The organism is Gloeocapsa sp. PCC 7428 (assembly GCF_000317555.1).
Lineage (GTDB): Bacteria > Cyanobacteriota > Cyanobacteriia > Cyanobacteriales > Chroococcidiopsidaceae > Chroogloeocystis.
The window spans coordinates 147,984-166,353 of the sequence record NC_019745.1 but is presented as its reverse complement, the minus strand read 5'-3'; the positions used below and the strand labels follow the sequence as shown (position 1 = coordinate 166,353).

General features: G+C 41.3%; 16 protein-coding genes and 1 pseudogene. 6 read left to right on the top strand and 11 right to left on the bottom strand.

Annotated elements, in window-relative coordinates:
- Window positions 1-4: 4 nt before the first annotated feature.
- The 5 genes from GLO7428_RS00725 to GLO7428_RS00705 form a co-directional block, all read right to left on the bottom strand.
- Window positions 5-1,414, bottom strand: a complete 1,410-nt coding sequence (locus GLO7428_RS00725; protein WP_015186636.1) for a cell wall metabolism sensor histidine kinase WalK — start codon at window positions 1,412-1,414, stop codon at window positions 5-7.
- Entirely contained in the window at window positions 1,411-2,124 is a 714-nt protein-coding gene (locus GLO7428_RS00720; RefSeq protein ID WP_015186635.1) for a DUF4079 domain-containing protein, read from the bottom strand. Before GLO7428_RS00720 ends, GLO7428_RS00725 begins: the two co-directional genes overlap by 4 nt.
- 299 nt (window positions 2,125-2,423) lie before the next feature.
- Window positions 2,424-2,876 carry a DM13 domain-containing protein gene (locus GLO7428_RS00715; RefSeq protein ID WP_015186634.1) on the bottom strand — a complete coding sequence of 151 codons (453 nt, stop codon included), beginning with the start codon at window positions 2,874-2,876 and terminating at the stop codon, window positions 2,424-2,426.
- 201 nt (window positions 2,877-3,077) lie between these two features.
- A complete protein-coding gene (trxA, locus tag GLO7428_RS00710) occupies window positions 3,078-3,425 on the bottom strand; it encodes a thioredoxin (protein ID WP_015186632.1) in 348 nt (115 codons plus the stop codon).
- Between the two features lie 64 nt (window positions 3,426-3,489).
- The gene (locus GLO7428_RS00705) at window positions 3,490-4,065 is read right to left on the bottom strand and encodes a TetR/AcrR family transcriptional regulator (protein WP_015186631.1); all 576 of its coding nucleotides are present in this window, start codon (window positions 4,063-4,065) and stop codon (window positions 3,490-3,492) included.
- Between the two features lie 77 nt (window positions 4,066-4,142).
- Here GLO7428_RS00705 and GLO7428_RS00700 point away from each other — a divergent pair, with 77 nt between their 5' ends.
- The 4 genes from GLO7428_RS00700 (at window position 4,143) to GLO7428_RS00685 (ending at window position 9,888) form a co-directional block, all read left to right on the top strand.
- Entirely contained in the window at window positions 4,143-5,312 is a 1,170-nt protein-coding gene (locus tag GLO7428_RS00700) for a sugar MFS transporter (protein ID WP_015186630.1), read from the top strand.
- A gap of 135 nt (window positions 5,313-5,447) precedes the next feature.
- Window positions 5,448-7,700 (top strand): glycosyltransferase, encoded by a 2,253-nt coding sequence (locus GLO7428_RS00695; RefSeq protein WP_041918470.1) that lies wholly within the window; start codon window positions 5,448-5,450, stop codon window positions 7,698-7,700.
- Window positions 7,701-7,773: 73 nt separating this feature from the next.
- Entirely contained in the window at window positions 7,774-8,853 is a 1,080-nt protein-coding gene (locus GLO7428_RS00690) for a DNA cytosine methyltransferase (RefSeq protein WP_015186628.1), read from the top strand.
- A 288-nt stretch (window positions 8,854-9,141) separates the two neighbouring features.
- The gene (locus GLO7428_RS00685) at window positions 9,142-9,888 is read left to right on the top strand and encodes a hypothetical protein (RefSeq protein ID WP_015186627.1); all 747 of its coding nucleotides are present in this window, start codon (window positions 9,142-9,144) and stop codon (window positions 9,886-9,888) included.
- Between the two features lie 76 nt (window positions 9,889-9,964).
- On the opposite strand, the gene GLO7428_RS00680 is transcribed toward GLO7428_RS00685, so the two are convergent.
- The 5 genes from GLO7428_RS00680 to thrC all read right to left on the bottom strand — a co-directional run bounded on the left by GLO7428_RS00680 (window position 9,965) and on the right by thrC (window position 14,178).
- Complete coding sequence (locus GLO7428_RS00680; protein ID WP_015186626.1) at window positions 9,965-10,903, bottom strand: alpha/beta fold hydrolase; 939 nt, start codon at window positions 10,901-10,903, stop codon at window positions 9,965-9,967.
- Between the two features lie 134 nt (window positions 10,904-11,037).
- Window positions 11,038-11,433, bottom strand: a complete 396-nt coding sequence (locus GLO7428_RS00675; protein WP_015186625.1) for a DUF4112 domain-containing protein — start codon at window positions 11,431-11,433, stop codon at window positions 11,038-11,040.
- A gap of 150 nt (window positions 11,434-11,583) precedes the next feature.
- Complete coding sequence (locus GLO7428_RS00670; protein ID WP_231295529.1) at window positions 11,584-12,468, bottom strand: YihY/virulence factor BrkB family protein; 885 nt, start codon at window positions 12,466-12,468, stop codon at window positions 11,584-11,586.
- A 126-nt stretch (window positions 12,469-12,594) separates the two neighbouring features.
- On the bottom strand, window positions 12,595-13,032 hold the full coding sequence (locus tag GLO7428_RS00665; RefSeq protein WP_015186623.1) for a DUF29 domain-containing protein: 438 nt from the start codon (window positions 13,030-13,032) through the stop codon (window positions 12,595-12,597).
- Between the two features lie 54 nt (window positions 13,033-13,086).
- Window positions 13,087-14,178, bottom strand: a complete 1,092-nt coding sequence (thrC, locus tag GLO7428_RS00660) for a threonine synthase (protein WP_041918772.1) — start codon at window positions 14,176-14,178, stop codon at window positions 13,087-13,089.
- A 280-nt stretch (window positions 14,179-14,458) separates the two neighbouring features.
- Here thrC and GLO7428_RS00655 point away from each other — a divergent pair, with 280 nt between their 5' ends.
- On the top strand, window positions 14,459-14,680 hold the full coding sequence (locus GLO7428_RS00655) for a hypothetical protein (RefSeq protein WP_015186621.1): 222 nt from the start codon (window positions 14,459-14,461) through the stop codon (window positions 14,678-14,680).
- 104 nt (window positions 14,681-14,784) lie between these two features.
- Window positions 14,785-15,872: pseudogene (locus GLO7428_RS29615) on the top strand (ISAs1 family transposase).
- Between the two features lie 43 nt (window positions 15,873-15,915).
- Here the strand turns inward: GLO7428_RS29615 and GLO7428_RS00640 are convergent.
- Window positions 15,916-18,228 (bottom strand): hypothetical protein, encoded by a 2,313-nt coding sequence (locus GLO7428_RS00640; RefSeq protein WP_015186620.1) that lies wholly within the window; start codon window positions 18,226-18,228, stop codon window positions 15,916-15,918.
- Window positions 18,229-18,370: the final 142 nt, after the last annotated feature.

Here is an 18,370-nt window from a genome sequence, read left to right as displayed (position 1 = left end):
GTTGTTATGCAGCAATTGGTAAAGTGATAGTAAAGACACTGCCTTCACCTAATCTAGAAGAGACTGTAACACACCCACCCATTCCATCTACAAGTGTTTTAACAATTGATAAACCTAAGCCATAACCACTCGTGGAACGCGATTCATCAACTCGATAAAATCTCTCAAAGATGCGGGCTTGTTGCTGTAAGGGAATGCCTACACCGCGATCGCACACCTGAATTCTTGCTTGTTCCAGTTGGTCTAATTTTAATGTAATTGGTAGGCTAAAGTCAGAGTATTTAACAGCATTATCGATCAAATTCAGCAATACTTGTTTTAAACGATGGCGATCTGCCAAAACTATGATTTCATCATTCGCCTCAATCGCAATCTCTCGATTGCTGTATTGCCGTGCCATTCCTGTTACTTCGGCTACTAGTGCATTAAGTACGATAGGTTCTATATGAAAGTGTAAATGACCACTATCTGCTCGCGCTAAGTCTAGCAAGTCTTGTAACAAACGAATTGTACGATCTGCTTCTGAGGCTGCGGTTTCTAAAGCGTCGCGCTGCGTTGTTGTCAGATTAGTCTCGCGCCGAAGAACACTTTGCAAATAACCGTGGACAATTGTGAGTGGCGTACGCAACTCATGGGAAACATTGCTGACAAACTGTTCCTGTTGTTCCCAAGCGGCAGCGAGACGCTCTAACATCATGTTATAGGTACGGGCTAACTCTCGAACTTCTGTAGGTGCGCGATCGCATTGTAGTTTTGCTTGTCCCAAATCTGCGGCAGAAACCTTTGCCGCAAGTTGATTAATCTGCATCAATGGCTGTAGCGAACGTTGGATGTAAAGCGCGATTGCACCTGTGATAGCTATCAGTATAAGTAGACTGGTAACACCCAAACCCTGCACTACTGCTAAAAACATTGTCTGTTCGTCAGAAATATCTTGAGCGACGAATAACTGTCCTAAAGAATTGCCGTTGATGCGCAAAGTTCTAGCACACATTACAAAGTAGCGGTTATCGATTGCGTACACCTGAGGGTTAACTGGAATCTGACGCAACGACAATAATGCGATCGCTGTAGCATCTGTCGAATTGAAATTTGTAGATTTAGCTTGGTTTGTTCCATCAGAAAAATTGACCCACAAGAAAGTTTGACTAGCTGTGAGATTATCAATTGCTTTTTGAACCCCAGTTGCGACTAGAAACATTTCACTGTATATCTCAGCATCACGCGGTAAACGCCCAGCAATATCTTCCACATGACGCTTGTGCGAACCAATCAAAATTTGCTGCATTTGCCATGTTGTCCAAACAGCAAAGCTACCTAATCCCAAAGCAGAAACAGCAGCAATACCTATTGTCAAGCGTACGCGCAGTGAAAAAGGGTCAATTCGCCAAATGTTCCTAATTCTTGCTATCACCCACTGTTTCCTGGTGTTGGTGTCGGACAAGTTTGATTTGCAAAGTCACACTGATAAATATACGACTCTTGCCAGCTTAAGGGAATCTCTAGCAAATCTCTTGTTCCTGTGATTCCTTGTCCAATAAATAGCAAAAGTGCAATACAGTTTAAAATTGTATGGATTTTCCGCCAACGCTGCGAACGATCTTTGTAAATATCTGGTGCAATTGCTAACGAAAAAACCATTAACATCGCCGCTGCCATGCCAATATAATAATGCGATACATACCACTCATTCGTCCGGCGAAAAACTCCATCTTGACTGCCTAAAATGATTAAGCCTGCACCTGTAAGTGTCGCGAATATTCCCCGCCAAAGACGCTGTTTTGCTTGATAAAGTAAGATTAAGGAAGTTATAGTAGCAGCAAACATTAATACTATAAATATAACTTGAAATGGTTGCTTAGTAATAAGTTGATTGCTGAGAATATTTTTGACAATTGGGTGAGCTAATCCTAACAATGTAATACTGACAACTGCTGTGGTTAACCAGTGACCTATTCTATTATGCTCTGCCCCGACAATTGGTGGAATTTTACTTTGTTTACTGTGTAAGCGACGCTGCCGCGTTTGCCAAGCTAAGTTGACAACAATACCAATGATTGGAAATACAAAAATAATTGCGATCGCTGGATGCAATAACCTTAAAGCATCACTGATTTCTACCATAGGAATCCTCTAGAAAAAGCTTAGATTTTCTCGTTTTGTTTTGTAATGTTTTTTGAAATGTAAACTTCGTCGGCTTGCCGTAGGCTACCACATTGGCGCAGCCTTCCCGTAGGGTAGTACACAAAGGAAAGGTTTAAAGAGAGATGTTTAGTAAAAGTTTGAATTTACTGTATGTATTTAGTCTTAATAATATGAAGGAGAACTTACGTATTTTGTTATGAAAATTGCATTGTTACTACGTAAGTTCTGGTGTAGTTAAAATGAGTTTGTGGTGTATGCGATCGCTTAACAAAGTAGTGCTAGCGGTTGGCTTGTGCTGCTGTTTGTAGTGGTGCATAGCCGAATGTAGCATTAAATTGTCTACACCAAATAGCTACAGATTGATAATCTGCTAAATTAATATCTTGAGGAACGCTATAACGTTGAGTTCCGTTTAATTTTTGTAAGCGACCAAGTGATATGTAATCTTGCTCTTTTAGACCACCTTTTGGTAAGGTAGCAGCACGATGCAGAATAACGTACAAATCAGGACCCATATCAGACATAAATGCTTGGTCAAATTCTAAATAGCGTCTACCATTTTCAGTTACAATTCGAGCTGCACCTTCAGTTGGGTGTTCTGCTGCGATAAAGTTACCCGATTTTACTGTAGCTACTTGTGCTGCTTGAACTGGTGAGGTTGTAGGTAATCCACTAAAACTGCTAACCGATAAAACAGCAGCGATACTGAGGACTAAATAATTCAATTTCATGGGGTTTTAATTTGAATAACATCTACTGATGACAATGTATAAGCTTGTCGTAGATGTAGAATTAATTCCAATTGAGAAGTTAGTAGGAAAGCACTCACTTTCTTCTCAGCAAATTCTCATCACCAATCTTGTTGAATTTTTCACTTGAGCTATTAAAGTAAAGGGATAAGAATAATTTCTCATCCCTCTAAATAGTTTCCTTTAAACAGCTTCTGCCGCAGATAAAGTATTGAGATGCTGCGCGATCGCTTGCTTTGGTATGACACCCGCAATCTGCTCTACAACTTGCCCTTTCTGGAAAAATACTAATGTAGGAATTGCATTGATGTTGTACTTTGTCGCCAGATCTGGATAATCGTCAATATTCAATTTACCGACTTTGGCTATACCTGCAAAATCAGCTGCAACTTCTCTGATAATCGGGTCTATCATGCGGCAAGGTCCGCACCAGGGTGCCCAAAAGTCTACTAAAACTGGTACTGCACTCTCTAGCACTTCGTGCTGGAAGTTGTCGTTTGTTAGTGTAATGTATTTGGTAGTATTTGACATAAACTAGTAACCTCAGTGTTATTTTGGAATGAACGTTCCAGTTTAACTGAAAAAAATAGTTACCTTAATCTAAAACAGAGATAACTACGTCTGTAATGTCTTGCAAGACAGAAGGCTTGACTTTGCACATGACATGTAAACCTTGCAGAATACAGGTAAGGAAACGTGCTATAGCTCGCAGATCTTGTTTAGGAGTAATTTCACCTTTTTCATTTGCGTTAACTAAAGCATGATAGAAAGCATTCTCGATGCGCTGAAGATGGGCAGCGATGCAACTCGCTGTATTTTGGTCATGTGGTGCCAATTCTACGGCTGAATTAGTTATCAAGCAACCACGTTGTTGTTTGTCATTTGTGGCACACTCAATGAAGTTTTGAAAGTAATCTACAATTGCTTGCTTGGCTGCATCTGGTGCTTCTAATTGCGCGATCGCCGCCGCAAAAGCTGTTTCATTGTAATGCGCGATCGCCGCGAGAAATAGGGCGCGTTTATCACCAAAGGTATCGTAAAGACTTCCTCGGTTTATTCCCATTTGTTCAACCAAGTCTTGGACTGATGTTGCCTCATATCCTTGGCACCAGAAAGTTTCCATTGCCTTTTCTAGCACCTGATCTCGGTCAAACTCTTTCTTACGCGCCATCAACTTTAATTGCCCTCCTAAAACTGTTATAACAATTTTGGAACGATTAGTCAAATATAAAAAATACTACATACACTATGCCAGCAAAAGCTTTGTTTGTACGGAATCGCTTTACCTGGTTAGCGTACTTAATGACAGCTTACTTTGCATATTTACAAGCTGCTTTAGGTCCACTCATGCCATTTCTACGGGCTGAATTGGGAATGAGCTACATCGTAGGCGGACTGCATTTCAGTGCGTTTGCGTTGGGGATGATTTTAGCTGGATTGGTGAGCGATCGCACGACTCAGATATGGGGACGTAGTGTTAATTTCTGGACTGGTGCTGTTGGGATGTCGCTAGGTGCTTTAACTTTAGCACTCTCACGTCAAGCAAGTTTTACTATTGCCAGTACATTACTTTTAGGGCTACTTGGTTCTATTCTTCAGATGACAATTCAGGCAGCACTTTCTGATCAGTATCAGGCACAGCGTACACTAGCGCTGACTGAGGCAAATATTGCTGCTAGTATTGGTGCGAGTCTTGTTCCCTTGTTGATCGGTGGTTTTCAGCAAATAGGATGGGGCTGGCGCAGTGCTTTGTATTCGGCGGCGATCGCATTAATTCTGATTAGCATAAAGTTTCGACAATCTATTCCCGTTGTTGCAACACCTCAAGTTGAAGGAAGTGCACTACATCAAAAATTACCAAGAACATTTTGGATCTACTGGGTAGTCATTTTCCTAGGCGTATCAGTTGAGTACTGCATTTTCTTTTGGGGTGCAGATTTTCTAGAAACTGCTGTTGGCTTAACAAGGAGTCATGCAGCTAGCACGATGAGTATTTTTGTGTTATCAGGTTTTGTTGGACGTGTAATGTTTAGCCGCCTTAGTTGGCTTGTGCGGGATGAGATTTTACTATTGGGTGCGATCGCAGTAACTTTTTTCGGTTTTCCAATGTTTTGGTTGGCTCATTTTGCCCCAATCAACATTCTCGGTTTACTTATTGCTGGGCTTGGTGTTGCTAACTTTTATCCTCTTATTCTCTCGCTTGCAGTTGGTGCTGCTAACTTGCAGTCTGATCTAGCAGTTGCACGTCTATCGATTGGAGTGGGGATGGCAATCTTGATTTCACCATTCATTCTAGGTAGCATTGCCGATCAAATTGATCTCAAAGTCGCTTTTGGTATTGTCATAGTTATCTTAGCTGCGATCGCCGTAGTAACTCTAGTTGGAGTTTATTTATCTGCTAAAAAAACAAAAAGATAGTCATAGTAGCTGAATCATCATTAGTTAGCATTCATTTACTTTCTCAGAAAAATCTCATTTACTTCTTAAAGAGAAATCATTTTGCTGGGGGAAGAACTTGGTATTTTCCTAGTAGCAGTACAAACTAGAAAAATCATGATTTCTCAGGTTGATAGCCAAGGTGTCGATAGACGCCGAGGCGTGCGGCGATTGCGAGTAGCAACTTTGGTACTTGTAGGAATTTTCACTTTATGCGCAATTATTGTTACAGCCTGGTTTACAGGTGAAGATAGAGTTTCAGAAATTTTTGCACAAATTCAAGTGCTGCAAGAAAATCCTCCAATGTGGCTTGCAGTACCTATGGTTATGGGTGAGTATTTGTTAGCCCCTACAGTAGTACTGTTTTTAACAGTTGTCATAGTCACAAAAATATCTCCTCAACCGCGTGTTTGGGCAAGACGGTTAGTTGTGGGAATTTTGCTAATTTTGACGATTCGCTATATTTTATGGCGATCGCTTTCTACTTTAAATGTTGCCGATCCGTTAAATGGTGTATTTAGCTTAGGGTTGTTTTTTCTAGAGGGACTGATATTACTCAGTGGTACGATTCAGTTATTTTTAATGCTAAATGTGAGCGATCGCCACAGGGAAGCCGATCAATGCTCCTTATCTGTTATTGATGGTAGTTTTACTCCTACAGTTGATATTCTCATTCCGACTTATAATGAACCTGAGTTTATTCTTAAGCGCACAATTATTGGATGCCAAGCCTTAGATTACGCATTCAAAACAATTTATTTGCTTGATGATACTAAACGTCCAGAAATCAAAAAACTAGCTCAAAAATTAGGCTGCGAATATATTACTAGACCTAATAATAAGTATGCCAAAGCAGGAAACTTAAATCATACAATCAGGCAAACTCAGGGCGAATTAATTGTTGTCTTTGATGCGGATTTTGTACCAACAAAAAACTTTTTAACACGCACTGTAGGTTTTTTTCAAGATAATTCTGTTGCCTTAGTACAGACACCACAAAGCTTTTATAATTTCGATCCAATTACTCGTAATTTAGGGTTAGAAAACATTCTTACATCTGAAGAAGAGGTATTTTATCGACAAATTCAGCCGATTCGGGATGCAGCAGGTAGTGTTGTCTGTTCTGGTACTTCGTTTGTGGTGCGTCGTAGTGCGTTAGAAATGGCTGGGGGCTTTGTTACAGATTCACTCAGTGAAGACTACTTTACAGGAATCCGCTTATCTGCTCAAGGCTATCGACTTGTCTATTTAAATGAAAAGTTGAGCGCAGGTTTAGCTGCGGAAAATATTGCTGCTCATGCTACACAACGATTAAGGTGGGCACAAGGTACATTACAAGGTTTTTTTATTAGTGCCAATCCATTAACGATTCCAGGGTTAACTCTATTGCAGAGATTAGCTCATTTAGAAGGCTTGCTACACTGGTTTACGAGTATCTCTCGGGTTGGCTTTCTCATAATGCCATTAGCTTATTCGTTCTTGAATATTATTCCTATTCGAGCAACAATACCAGAACTTTTGTATTTCTTTTTGCCTTATTATTTAGTTCAATTAACAGTATTTGCTTGGTTAAACGGGCGATCGCGCTCAGCTTTATTATCAGATGTTTACTCGCTAGTCCTATGTTTTCCCTTAGCATTGAATACAATTCAAGTTATGCTGCGTCCTTTTTCTAGAGGCTTTAAAGTGACGCCCAAGGGAACTACAAGCGATCGCTATACTTTCAACTGGAAACTTGCTTCACCTCTCATTATTTTATTCATCGCTACAGCGATTAGTCTCTGGCGTAATCTAGGAATGTGTATTGTCAAAGGTGCATGGGTAACTTCAGAAATGTCTCAACATCTTGAAGGGATTAACTTAGGTTGGATCTGGAGTGCTTATAACTTAATTGCGATCGCGATCGCCTTACTAATTTTAATTGATGTTCCCAATGATTTATTTGCGTGGTTTTACCTCAGACGAATTGTGCAACTCAAAATTGCTGATAAAACGTTTTGGGGTATGACGACAATGCTTTCAGAAGTGGGGGCAGAAGTAATGTTAACTCGATCAATAAGTTCTTTTCCGCATACAGTTATACCAGTAACCTTAGAAATAATGGAGGAAAAGTTAACTTTAACAGGAGAAATTATCCAAAGTAGATTTGATAATGAATTTCCTACACTACGGATATCTTTTGAGACACTTGATCTAACTCAACAACGTCAGTTAGTAGAAATGCTATTTTGTCGCCCTGGGCAATGGAAAGTTCAAAATACACCAGGAGAATTAGCTTCTTTGCTCCTGATATTTAAAATTTTACTGCGTCCGCGAGTTTTGTTTAATCGAAATTTATCAGGGAGTGCTATTAAAGTTGCTCAGGTGTAGTTTAAGATAGATTATGTGTTATATTAACTAGCCTGACTATTTTTATTTCGAGTAGAAGCAGCCATTTGCTCAGATGAGTATTGTTCCATTTCCGCCACCAGTAAAACCCAAATTTAAATTTATAGATCTATTCTGCGGTATTGGAGGTTTTAGATTAGCATTACAATCTCTTGGTGGAAAATGTGTATTTTCGTCTGATATTGATGCAGCAGCAAGAGCAACATACCAGACAAACTTCGGAGAGTTACCTTATGGAGATATTAGAAAGCTTACGAACTTAGACATATCAGATGAGGAACTAGATCGCCTCATTCCAAACCATGATTTATTAACTGCTGGTTTTCCATGCCAACCTTTTAGTAGGGCTGGAGTGTCGGCTAGAAACTATCTAGGTCAAAATCATGGATTTGAAGATATTGAACAAGGAAATTTGTTTTTTGACATCGTTAGAATTGCTAGAGTAAAAAGAACTAAAGCCTTATTACTAGAAAACGTAAAAAACTTTCTTACTCACGATCAAGGCAAAACTTTTCATATTATTAAGGAAACAATTGAGAAGGATTTGGGTTACTCTTTTAATTATAAAATTATAGATTCCAGTTCACTGGTTCCTCAAAGAAGAGAGCATTTTTATATAGTTTGTTTTCGAGATAAGGTACACTTTGAGTTCCCCAATTTTCAAGGAGAACCACTACCTTTAAAGTTAATTTTAGAAGAAAACGTGTGCAATAAATTTACAATTTCAGATAAACTTTGGGAAGGACATCAGAAAAGATCGCAAAGGAATGAAGCCAGAGGTGCTGGATTTACGGTGAAATTAGCAAACTTAGACAAACCATCTAACACTCTGGTTTCAAGATATTACAAAGATGGGAAAGAATGCCTAATTCCTCAACAGGGTAAAAACCCTAGAATGCTGACACCCAGGGAATGTGCCAGATTACAAGGTTTTCCTGAAGAATATCTCCTACCGAATAGTGCTGCTGCGGCTTATAGGCAGTTTGGCAACTCTGTTGCTGTACCTGTGGTTATTAGAATTGCTCAAGCAATTTTGGAAAAACTGGATACTATGACATATCAACCAGAAGAATTACAAAAAGCAGGATTCAAAACAGCAGCTAATCTAACAGTTTGGGAAAAATGTTACTGGTAATTACGGTATTTAATTAGAAGTGGAGCTAAACAGTTAGGAAAAGATACTAGACGTATCGAGTCTATTTATAATGATTTAACTACTACATATAAACTCATTAGTCTTCGAGGAGAATCAGAAACAAATCAACTAAAAATTCTTCGTTCTGTTTTTGAACAGTCATTATTCTTTCAACTGAAAGATGGTACTAGCGTTAAGTTAGAGTACGAGAAACTATTAGTAGACCTGGAACGGCTTTTAATAACTCCTAAAGACTATTTGATTTTTGCAATATCAATCAAAGAAGTGATGTTGCCTACTAATGAAGCTGTAGGAAAAGTTCCAACTGATGAAACTTATGCTTTTGTTAAAAGGTACGCCACAGCTATACTTGATACTAAAAAAGAGCAAGGTTTAGTAAATTTAATTCGTGATTGGGATGACTTCACAGGAATGCTCGCTATCAATAAAGAAAGAGATTTGATAGTTGAATTGTATAGAAATGTTAAAGAGAATTTAGCAACAAGCTTAAGTAATTTTGAGGAAAATATATCTAAAAGTGATGAAGATGTTGTTTTAACAGCATTATGTCAAGAATACGAAAGGAGAGTCGCTCAAAAAAGAAAAACTAGGGCTGGTAAAGACTTAGAAAGTAGTATTGAATTTATTTTCAATTATTTTGGTATTCAAACAGGAGGTAAACCTAAGCATTTTACTGCTGGTCTGGAAATAGACAACTGGGTTGAAACTAAAAATGGGTGGTATATAGGAGTAACTTTGAAAAGAACTTTAAGAGAAAGATGGAAGCAGACATACACAACTGATGATAAAATCTACGTTCAACACAAAATTAGTAAAATATTGTGGGTAATTAGTGATGATTCTGATTTAAGTGAACAAAAGATATCTGAACTTGTGTCATACAGGCATATCTTTTTTATTCCAGATAATTCTCGTGTCTTGAGAAACTTGTGTTCTCACCCGAATATAGGGAAATATCTTTTTCCGATTACAGAATTAGTTACTCAGGTACAACAATTAATAGAAACCTGTTAGCACGCTAACAGTAGCGTTTTCGGTGCTAAGTTAGGAAATTGGCACGATTTTAGAAGGTAGTCGCAGTTTACTCCAATTAAGTATTTGTAAAACCTGTATCCTGAAGAAACTCTAAGATTGCAGCATTGAGTTCTTGGGGACAGTTTGCAGGGGCGTCGTGACCGCAGTCTTGTATAATTTCTACTTGTGCATGAGGAATGTGCGATCGCAGTTTTTCAGCATCGGTGGCGGGAAACCAGCGATCTTGATCGCCCCAGACGATGAGTGTTGGGCAAGTAATTTCACCCAAACGCGATTGAATTTGACTAATTAAATTTGGTTGCTTTTGTTGTAAGCGCTTAATTTCCTGCGCAGCGATTTGTAATTCTTCGGTTACTTTTGCCAGCGTTCCAGGAATATAGATGTAGGGATACGTAATCCAATAAACTTCTTCGGGGGTGACTGCTGACCAATCTACCAAAACTTCACGGCGTTCGACTCGCACGATCGCGCGGACAAGCGTCGAGAAAAGGAATGTTAACCGCAGCGAATCAACAATCTTTAATAATTCTATCGGTAGATCAGAAAGCGATCGCATCCAGCGATTCGGTAAGCGTTCAGGAAAAATTGGGACATTAATCAAAACTAAGCTTGCGAATAACTCTGGATGTTCTTGGACAACAGCAAGACTTACCAATGCACCTAAAGATATCGCGACAACTATTGCAGGCTCACTACATAAAGCACGAATAATCCGCTCTAACTCTAGCATTTGATGTCCTGGTTTTTCTGGATGTGCTGGTTTTTCTGAGAAACCATAACCTTTAGCATCGAAGCAAATCACTCGAAAATGTTTTGCTAGTGGTTCAATACAATGACGCCAACTATAGCACCAGCTACCAATCCCATGAACCAAAACTAACGGTTTACCAGTGCCTTTTTCTCCGTAAGCAATCGAAACTGGATGACCATTAGCATCGATTATTGTTAAATTTTGCCGTCCTTGAGGAAAAGTCTCTCTCCACCAGTCTTGCATTCGCTTTAATTTGTAACAATACTGCTGAATTCATTTAACCACCTATCTAATAAATAATAGGCTGAAAGTTATCCAGCCTACCTTTATTGCAAGATTTTTAACCTGAGTCAAAACAGCAATTCGTCTTATTCGTCTTACTTGTTCATAGCGTTTTGAGGATTCTTGAGATACTCTTCTAGCAAATCGACATTCTTCATATTAGCTTTCCACGCAAAGTCAAACATATCGCCGATGACTGGAATTGAGCCAAACACGCTCTCTATTACGATATTCCTGACCATCCGTCCTAATACAGCTTTAGGAATCCCTAACCTTGCTGCTTCGATGACAATATACGCCGAAAGCGCGGTGCCAACAATATCTCCAGCACCAGGAATTAAGCCGATAAGAGGGTCAATACCAATACGAAATTTTGTCCCTGGAATGCCAATAGCATTATCAAGCAAACGGCTAAACCTACGCAGGCGTTGTACTGATGTAAGTTTAGGGTGAGCCGCAACATTGGCAAACTGAGCAACAGATTGGGTCATAGATGAAACACAACCATTAATCTTAATGATTAAATTAAAACATTTTTCAATATCATTTGTAGTGTACCTACAGCGATATTTGTATGTAGTGTAAGCGATAATTTTTTGTCTAAACAAATCTCAAGAAATAAATCTAGAGAATGAGTAAGTTTAGGAGTTATTTATCTTGGAGTTTGTCGTACTACTAATTTCTATGACAGTTTTGGAGTGCGATCGCATCGCTTCGCCTACACAAACATTAAGCTGATCGCCGACTAACAGCACTGCGGCACTCATATACAGCCACAACATTAAAACAATGACTGCGCCAACTGCACCATAAGCTTGATTGTAGTTACCAAAATTTGCCACATACATCCGAAACAAAGCCGATAAGATTGCCCAAGAAATCGCCGCTAAAATCGCTCCAGGCATCATTGGCGTACCAGAATCCCAACGACTTGGTCCATAGCGGTAAATAAAAGCAAAAGCCGCAGACATAACGCCTAAAGCCAAAGGCCAAATCAGGATTTGCCAGATGAACAATAAAAAATATAAACCACTTTCGCGAACAAAAAATTCTAAAATGAGATCGCTAAGAAATACTAGAAACGAGGCGACAACTAATAGTATAATTGACCCTATAGTCAGACCAATTGAAATCAACTTTGCTTTCCAAAAAGGACGCGTTTGTTGTGATGGAATTTGATGAATTTGGTCGAGGGCTGTCATTATCGTATTTAATGCGCCAGAAGCAATCCAAATTGCTGCAACAAAGCTGATTGAGAATAACCCGCGATTTCGGTTCTGAGTAATTTCTTGAGCAAAATCCCGAATCAAAGAGAGGGCTTCATCCGGTGCAACTGTACTGAGTCGTAGTGCTAGTTGCCTAAACGTCGATTGTAGTGACTCTTGAAATAAGCTAATTGCTGTTAGAATAGCAAGAATTGCCGGAAACAGCGATAACATTGAGTTATAAGCGATTTCGGACGATAAACCTAACAGCCTTCTTTCGCCTACACGTACAAAGGTCGCGCTTAATGTTGCCCAAGTCATGTGGCGAAAAAACCGAACAAAGCGGGTTTTAAACATTCGAGAGGTCAGAGGTCAGAGGCTAGGGAAATTATAAAGTAGGGTAAGCTAAAGGAGAAATTGTTACAATAATTCACGCGTTTCTTGCCTCTAATCTGGAAGAAAATCAAGATCGAGAACCTCTGCAAGCGTGTAAGGACACGCATCAGGAAAACTACTGGTAGATAAACCTGCCTGCTTTGCTGCTCCTCTAACAGCTTTAAGATAAACTTCGTCTAATACTGCTTCTAAATAGGGTTTGAGGCTAGGACTTTTCTCTATCAACTCCTCAACTCGCTGTCGATGTTCAACAATCGAAGATAGCCAACTATTAGAGCGATAACTAGGCTGGAATTGCCATTTGAGCAGGTGGAGTAACACGATTCTCAAGTTACTTCTTAAGGCGTGTTTATCGTTGCTGCCCAAATCTCGTACCTCTTCGATCAAGTTGATTAAGTCTAGTTCGCTGAATCTCTCCTGTTCCAATAGCATCGCCTGCTCATCAGACCAAGCGACAAAGTCTTTTTCGTAATTGGTGGTTTTCAGCATAAACTCTCCACTATCCGGCTACATCTAAAAATCTGTGTTCACGTCATGTAATTTTTAGATAACTCCCATTGCTTCGGCTACAGCTTCGAGTGTCGGTTCAATTCCTGGTTTGAATGCGTTTTGATTGTTATCAATTGCTGTGTTGGGGTCTTTGAGTCCGTTTCCGGTGAGGACGCACACGACGGTTGCACCTGTAGGAATTTGATCTTTGACTTTTAACATACCCGCAACCGAAGCCGCGCTTGCAGGTTCGCAGAAGATGCCTTCTGAGGATGCTAATAAACGGTAGGCTGCAAGGATTTCTTCATCAGTAACCGCGTGAAATTCTCCATTGCTTGCGGATTGTACCGCGATCGCCTTTTCCCAGTTTGCCGGATTGCCGATGCGAATTGCGGTCGCGACGGTATCAGGGTGCGTTACAGCTTTTCCGGTAATTAACGGTGCAGCCCCAGCAGCTTGAAAGCCCATCATTCGCGGTAAGCGATCGCATTTACCGGATTGATGATATTGACAAAATCCCATCCAGTATGCTGTGATATTTCCGGCATTGCCTACAGGGATGCATAGCCAGTCTGGAGCTTCACCTAAAGCATCAACAACTTCAAACGCTGCGGTTTTTTGTCCTTCTAAACGATAAGGATTGACTGAATTTACCAAAGTAATCGGATAGCTATTTGCCATCTCGCGGACGATTTTCAATGCTTGGTCAAAGTTTCCTTTAATCGACAACACTTCAGCACCATAAAGCAGTGCTTGCGCCAATTTACCTAAAGCAACATATCCATCGGGAATCAGCACAAAAGCTTTCATTTCCGCACGTTTTGCATAGGCGGCAGCGGCGGCGGAAGTATTACCCGTACTTGCACAAATAACTGCCCGCGCCCCTGCTTCTTTCGCCTTGGAAATCGCCATCGTCATTCCTCGGTCTTTGAAGCTACCTGTAGGGTTTAACCCGTCGTACTTGGCGAATACCTGTACTTGTCTACCGATGATTTGAGCAATTGAGGGAATCGGAATCAACGGCGTATTACCCTCTAATAGAGTGACTATCGGTGTATTTTCAGTGACAGGTAAGTATTGCTGGTACGTTTTGATTAGTCCAGACCAAACTTCGCGGTTAGTAGATTTGTTAGCAATCAGAGTCACGGTGTTTGCAGCAACTTTATTTAGATTGAGATTCGGTAAGCGCAAGCATTTCGCTGGCGATGAATTCACTTTTTGTATTTAAAAGCGATATTCATAGATCTTCAGGTTGTATTACTTAGTTTACTGTGACAAGGGAACTATCATCGGGTACAGCACCTAGCCAGTTATAAAATCGACACATTTAATACAACTATGCTTCCAGATAGAGTTACAATAACATTTTGGTGTGAGTAGGCAAAAATAACTATTTAATATAACGATGGGAATCTGTTCAGCTACTATGTCTCCTTCCTCCACTTTGGCGGATAACGACCAAGCAATGACTACTGTTTCTGGCACATCGACAGCGCGATCGCCTTGGAACGAGTCACAAAAATCTTTGTATGCAGCTGGTGTACAAGTTAAATTTCTGCATTTGGAAGCTGAAGTAGAATCACTGTTGCAGCAGTTGCAGGCGATAAAAAAACAACGTACCACTGCTGAAGAAGTATCAATGAAGTAAAGCAGTGAGTAAAATGCCTCATAAATCCCCCAATATTGGGGCAGGGCTGTTTCAAAGTGCATGGAGAAAAATTAGAGTGAGGTTGACCACATGGCAAGCTCGACATGGAACTGCTGGCATTGCTGAACACTGTTGCTGACCCCCGCGCCCCGCGAGGCAAACGTCACCCGCTCTCGCTGGTGCTGCTGATTATTCTGATGGGAACGATGCTCGGCTACTGGGGCTATCGTCCTTTGTCTGAGTTCATCAAGCACTATGGCGATGCCCTGCGAGCGCGACTCGGATTGAGTGATGAAGTGGAATTTCCCTCCTATTCCACCCTGCGGCGGGTGATGATGCAGCTTGATTTTGCTGAGTTTGCGGCGGTGTTTTCGCAGTGGGCAAAGCAGTTTGTCCCGCTCGATCCGGCTGCGGTTGTTGCCATTGACGGCAAAAGCATCAAAAGTACGGTCAGCGACTGCCACCAAAACACTCAAGCGTTTGTCAGTGTGGTTTCGCTCTTCAGCCACGAGTGCGGCTTTGTCTATCAGATGCAGGCGATGGACAATCACAACACCAGTGAACAAACCGTGGTGCAGCAGTTGCTCAAAACGCTGGCACTTGATGGGGTCGTGGTCACGATGGACGCACTGCACTGTCAAAAAAAACCTTAGCGCAAATCATCGAGCGGGGAGATGACTATCTGGTGTGCGCCAAGGCGAACCAACCGTACCTGTACCAGGCGATTGAGCAAGCTTGGCAGCAGGGTCACCCCTGGAGTTGCTACGACTACACACAGCACAGTCATGGTCGCACCGTGCATCGTCGGGTTCAGGTCTATCGCCCGTCGCAAGCGCTCCAATCGCACTGGAGCGGACTCGCGTCGCTGATTGTCGTCGAACGCTCGGGCACCCGAGCGCAGCAGCCCTTTTGCGAGCGGCAGTATTACATCAGTAGTTTGATCACCTGTGCGCACGGCTTTGCTCAACTGGTGCAGGGGCACTGGGGGATTGAGAATCGCTTGCATTGGATCAAGGATGTCTCGCTGGGTGAAGATGATGCACCCTACCTCGATAAGCGCGCTGCTGCCAACTGGTCAATCGTGCGGACCTTTTTCATCACCTTGGCAAGACGCTTGGGCTTTCATTCCATTGCCTCAGCGAAACGCCAGCTTGCCAACCAGTTTGAGCAGGTCTTTCTCTCTCTACAATGAAACAGCCCTGCCAATATTGGGGGACTTTAAGCTTAGTATTTATTTAATTGAAGCGTTGGTGTTGAGTAGACCAGCGTTTAAAGTTATAGTTTTTGCCAGTAGCGACGAGTAATGCTGGAAGTTGATCCTCTTCAAGTTCGGCGATCGCAATCATAGTCTGTCCAGAAGCCCCGCTAAACTCGTTGTAAATTATCTTTCCAGTAGCTGAAAAAATAATTGTGTGCGATCGCGAATCGTTGTTTTGCGTTTGCAGTAAGCTAGGCTCAAAATTATGAACAGCCGCAATTTCCTGTGGGGAGATTGTCATTATCACTTCTGCTGTACCATCACCAGTTAAGTCGATTAACTGTACGGGTAACTCTCCGAGTTGCTGTAGCATTTTCTCTATATTCGGGACAGACTTTTGCGGATTTGGTGTGCGGCGTTGCAACTCCTGCCACAGTTTAGGTAAGATTTCTGCAACTTCAATAGGCTGCGGTTGTTGTGTTAAATCTGATAAAGCGATCGTTTCCGGTTGCAACCACTGTAGTGTTGTTTTCGTAAGTGCTAATTGTCGTGCGGCTGAATCGAATAAAGGAAATGCATCCGATACGGCTAATAGCTTCAGCGTACTACCTTGTAATTGCACAGCTTTGACAACAGCGAGATCAATTTGCTGATGTCCCCCTGGTAGCCAGGAAACGATTTGAACTTCAGCATCTGAGTTTAAACCTAATTGTTGCCAATATTGGGCTGCGGTTTTTGATGGTGCTAGCTTAAATGGTGCGTGTTGCCAAGTGTTACCGTCGTGATAAGTATGAAGTTGAATTTGATACCATGTTTGCTCTTTTGTGACTCGTAAGGGTGTTTGATCGATTTGCAGCCATTGCGCAGGATTGACTTTTGTCATTTGTTGTGCTGTACCAACAAAGCGACTAAGGTGAGAAGTTGTCACTTTATTTGATGAAAAGTCACCTTCTAAACGTTTGAGGAACCTTTGAATATAAGCAACATCAGCAGCAGTTGTTTGTGGTTGCTGTTTTAACCAGGCGATCGCGCTTCTTCTACTTTCTTGTGCGCCTTTGAGAAGCGCCCCCCAAGCTTTGACTTCGGTACGATTAGGGTTAACACGTAACGCAACTTCGACGCGATTTCCTATTCGTCCATTATCCGTTTCTAGGAGTGTGGCGATTTCTTGTGTATTCGTTGGTGAAGCTTGAAACACTTTTAACGCCTCTCCCCAACGTCCATCGATTAACAAAGTTAGTACTTGTTGGCTAGGGCTTGCCCAAGTTTGATTTGCTTGCTTTTGAGCTTTTTTGGCGTGTAGTCGAATAAAATCGAGTTGTGCTTGTGCTGCGCTTGACCACGCTTGACGCTTTTGGCGTTGTTGTTTAATAAACTGCAACCATTTCTCGGCGGGTGTCCACAATCCACTTTGCGCAATTAGTAATGCATTTTGATAATCGCGACTGTCTAATGCTGGTTCAGCGATGGAAATGGGTTCTAGTTGCAGTGGATCGAAGATGAAATTTGCGGATTTAACTTGATAAACTTGCAATCGTGGTTCTAAATCAACACTTTGATCGATAACTAATTCTGGAGAACCTCCGGCGATCGCTTGTTGCCATTGCGGTTGAGTCGGACTTGTCCAAGGTAACATTAAACTCAGATACGAGCGATCGGGGTTGTAGTGGACGATTTGACCGTAAGCGATCGCGTGTCCTCGTTGTCGTTGTCCCCAAAGATAGAACCACATTCCTTGAGTTGGGGTGGTATTGTCGAACCGACGCAATTCGGTTACAGGTAACGGGCGATTTGAACTTGTATCTGCGGTTTCTGGATTAATGAGAGGCGCGACAACAAATGATTCTTCGGGTCCAGTGACATCAACTTGAGTGATAAATTGATAGTGAACTTCACGACTTGGCTGATTAAGAAGGTTTCTAGCGTCTGTAATGCGATACACGCGTAATTCGACAATTTGATTTTGCGATCGCACAGGTAAAATAACAGACGCTGGTTGTGAATTAGCGTTAACTTCTAACGGTAGCGGTTCTCCGGCAATTTTTCCCTGTCGGCTTAACTCGGCTGTAATTTGTGTCAGCGTTTGTGTTGGTTCTTGACTCGATGGTAGCTGCGCCCACGGCGGTAAGAATTGATTTAAGGATGCGATCGCATTTGGGTTAAAAAACAGAATATAACTCAACCACGCACCACTTGCGACTACACCGCCTGCACTCAAAAGTACTGTAATTCCTATTAAAGTACCGACCCAGTTTCTTTTAGCATTTTTACTAGAAAGATGTAGCCCTCTATCCATATATCGACGTCTTTGATAGCGTCGTAGAACTTTATTATGTGGACGTTGCGGCATCTGGGCTATCTATCTAATTTGCTACACACACTTTAGTCTGAATTGTAGCAAATTATGCTTTTATTCTTTTTTAAAGTGCCCGATATTTATACAAATTTTACTAATTTACACTCAAATTCCCTGACTGTTCATACTAACTTAA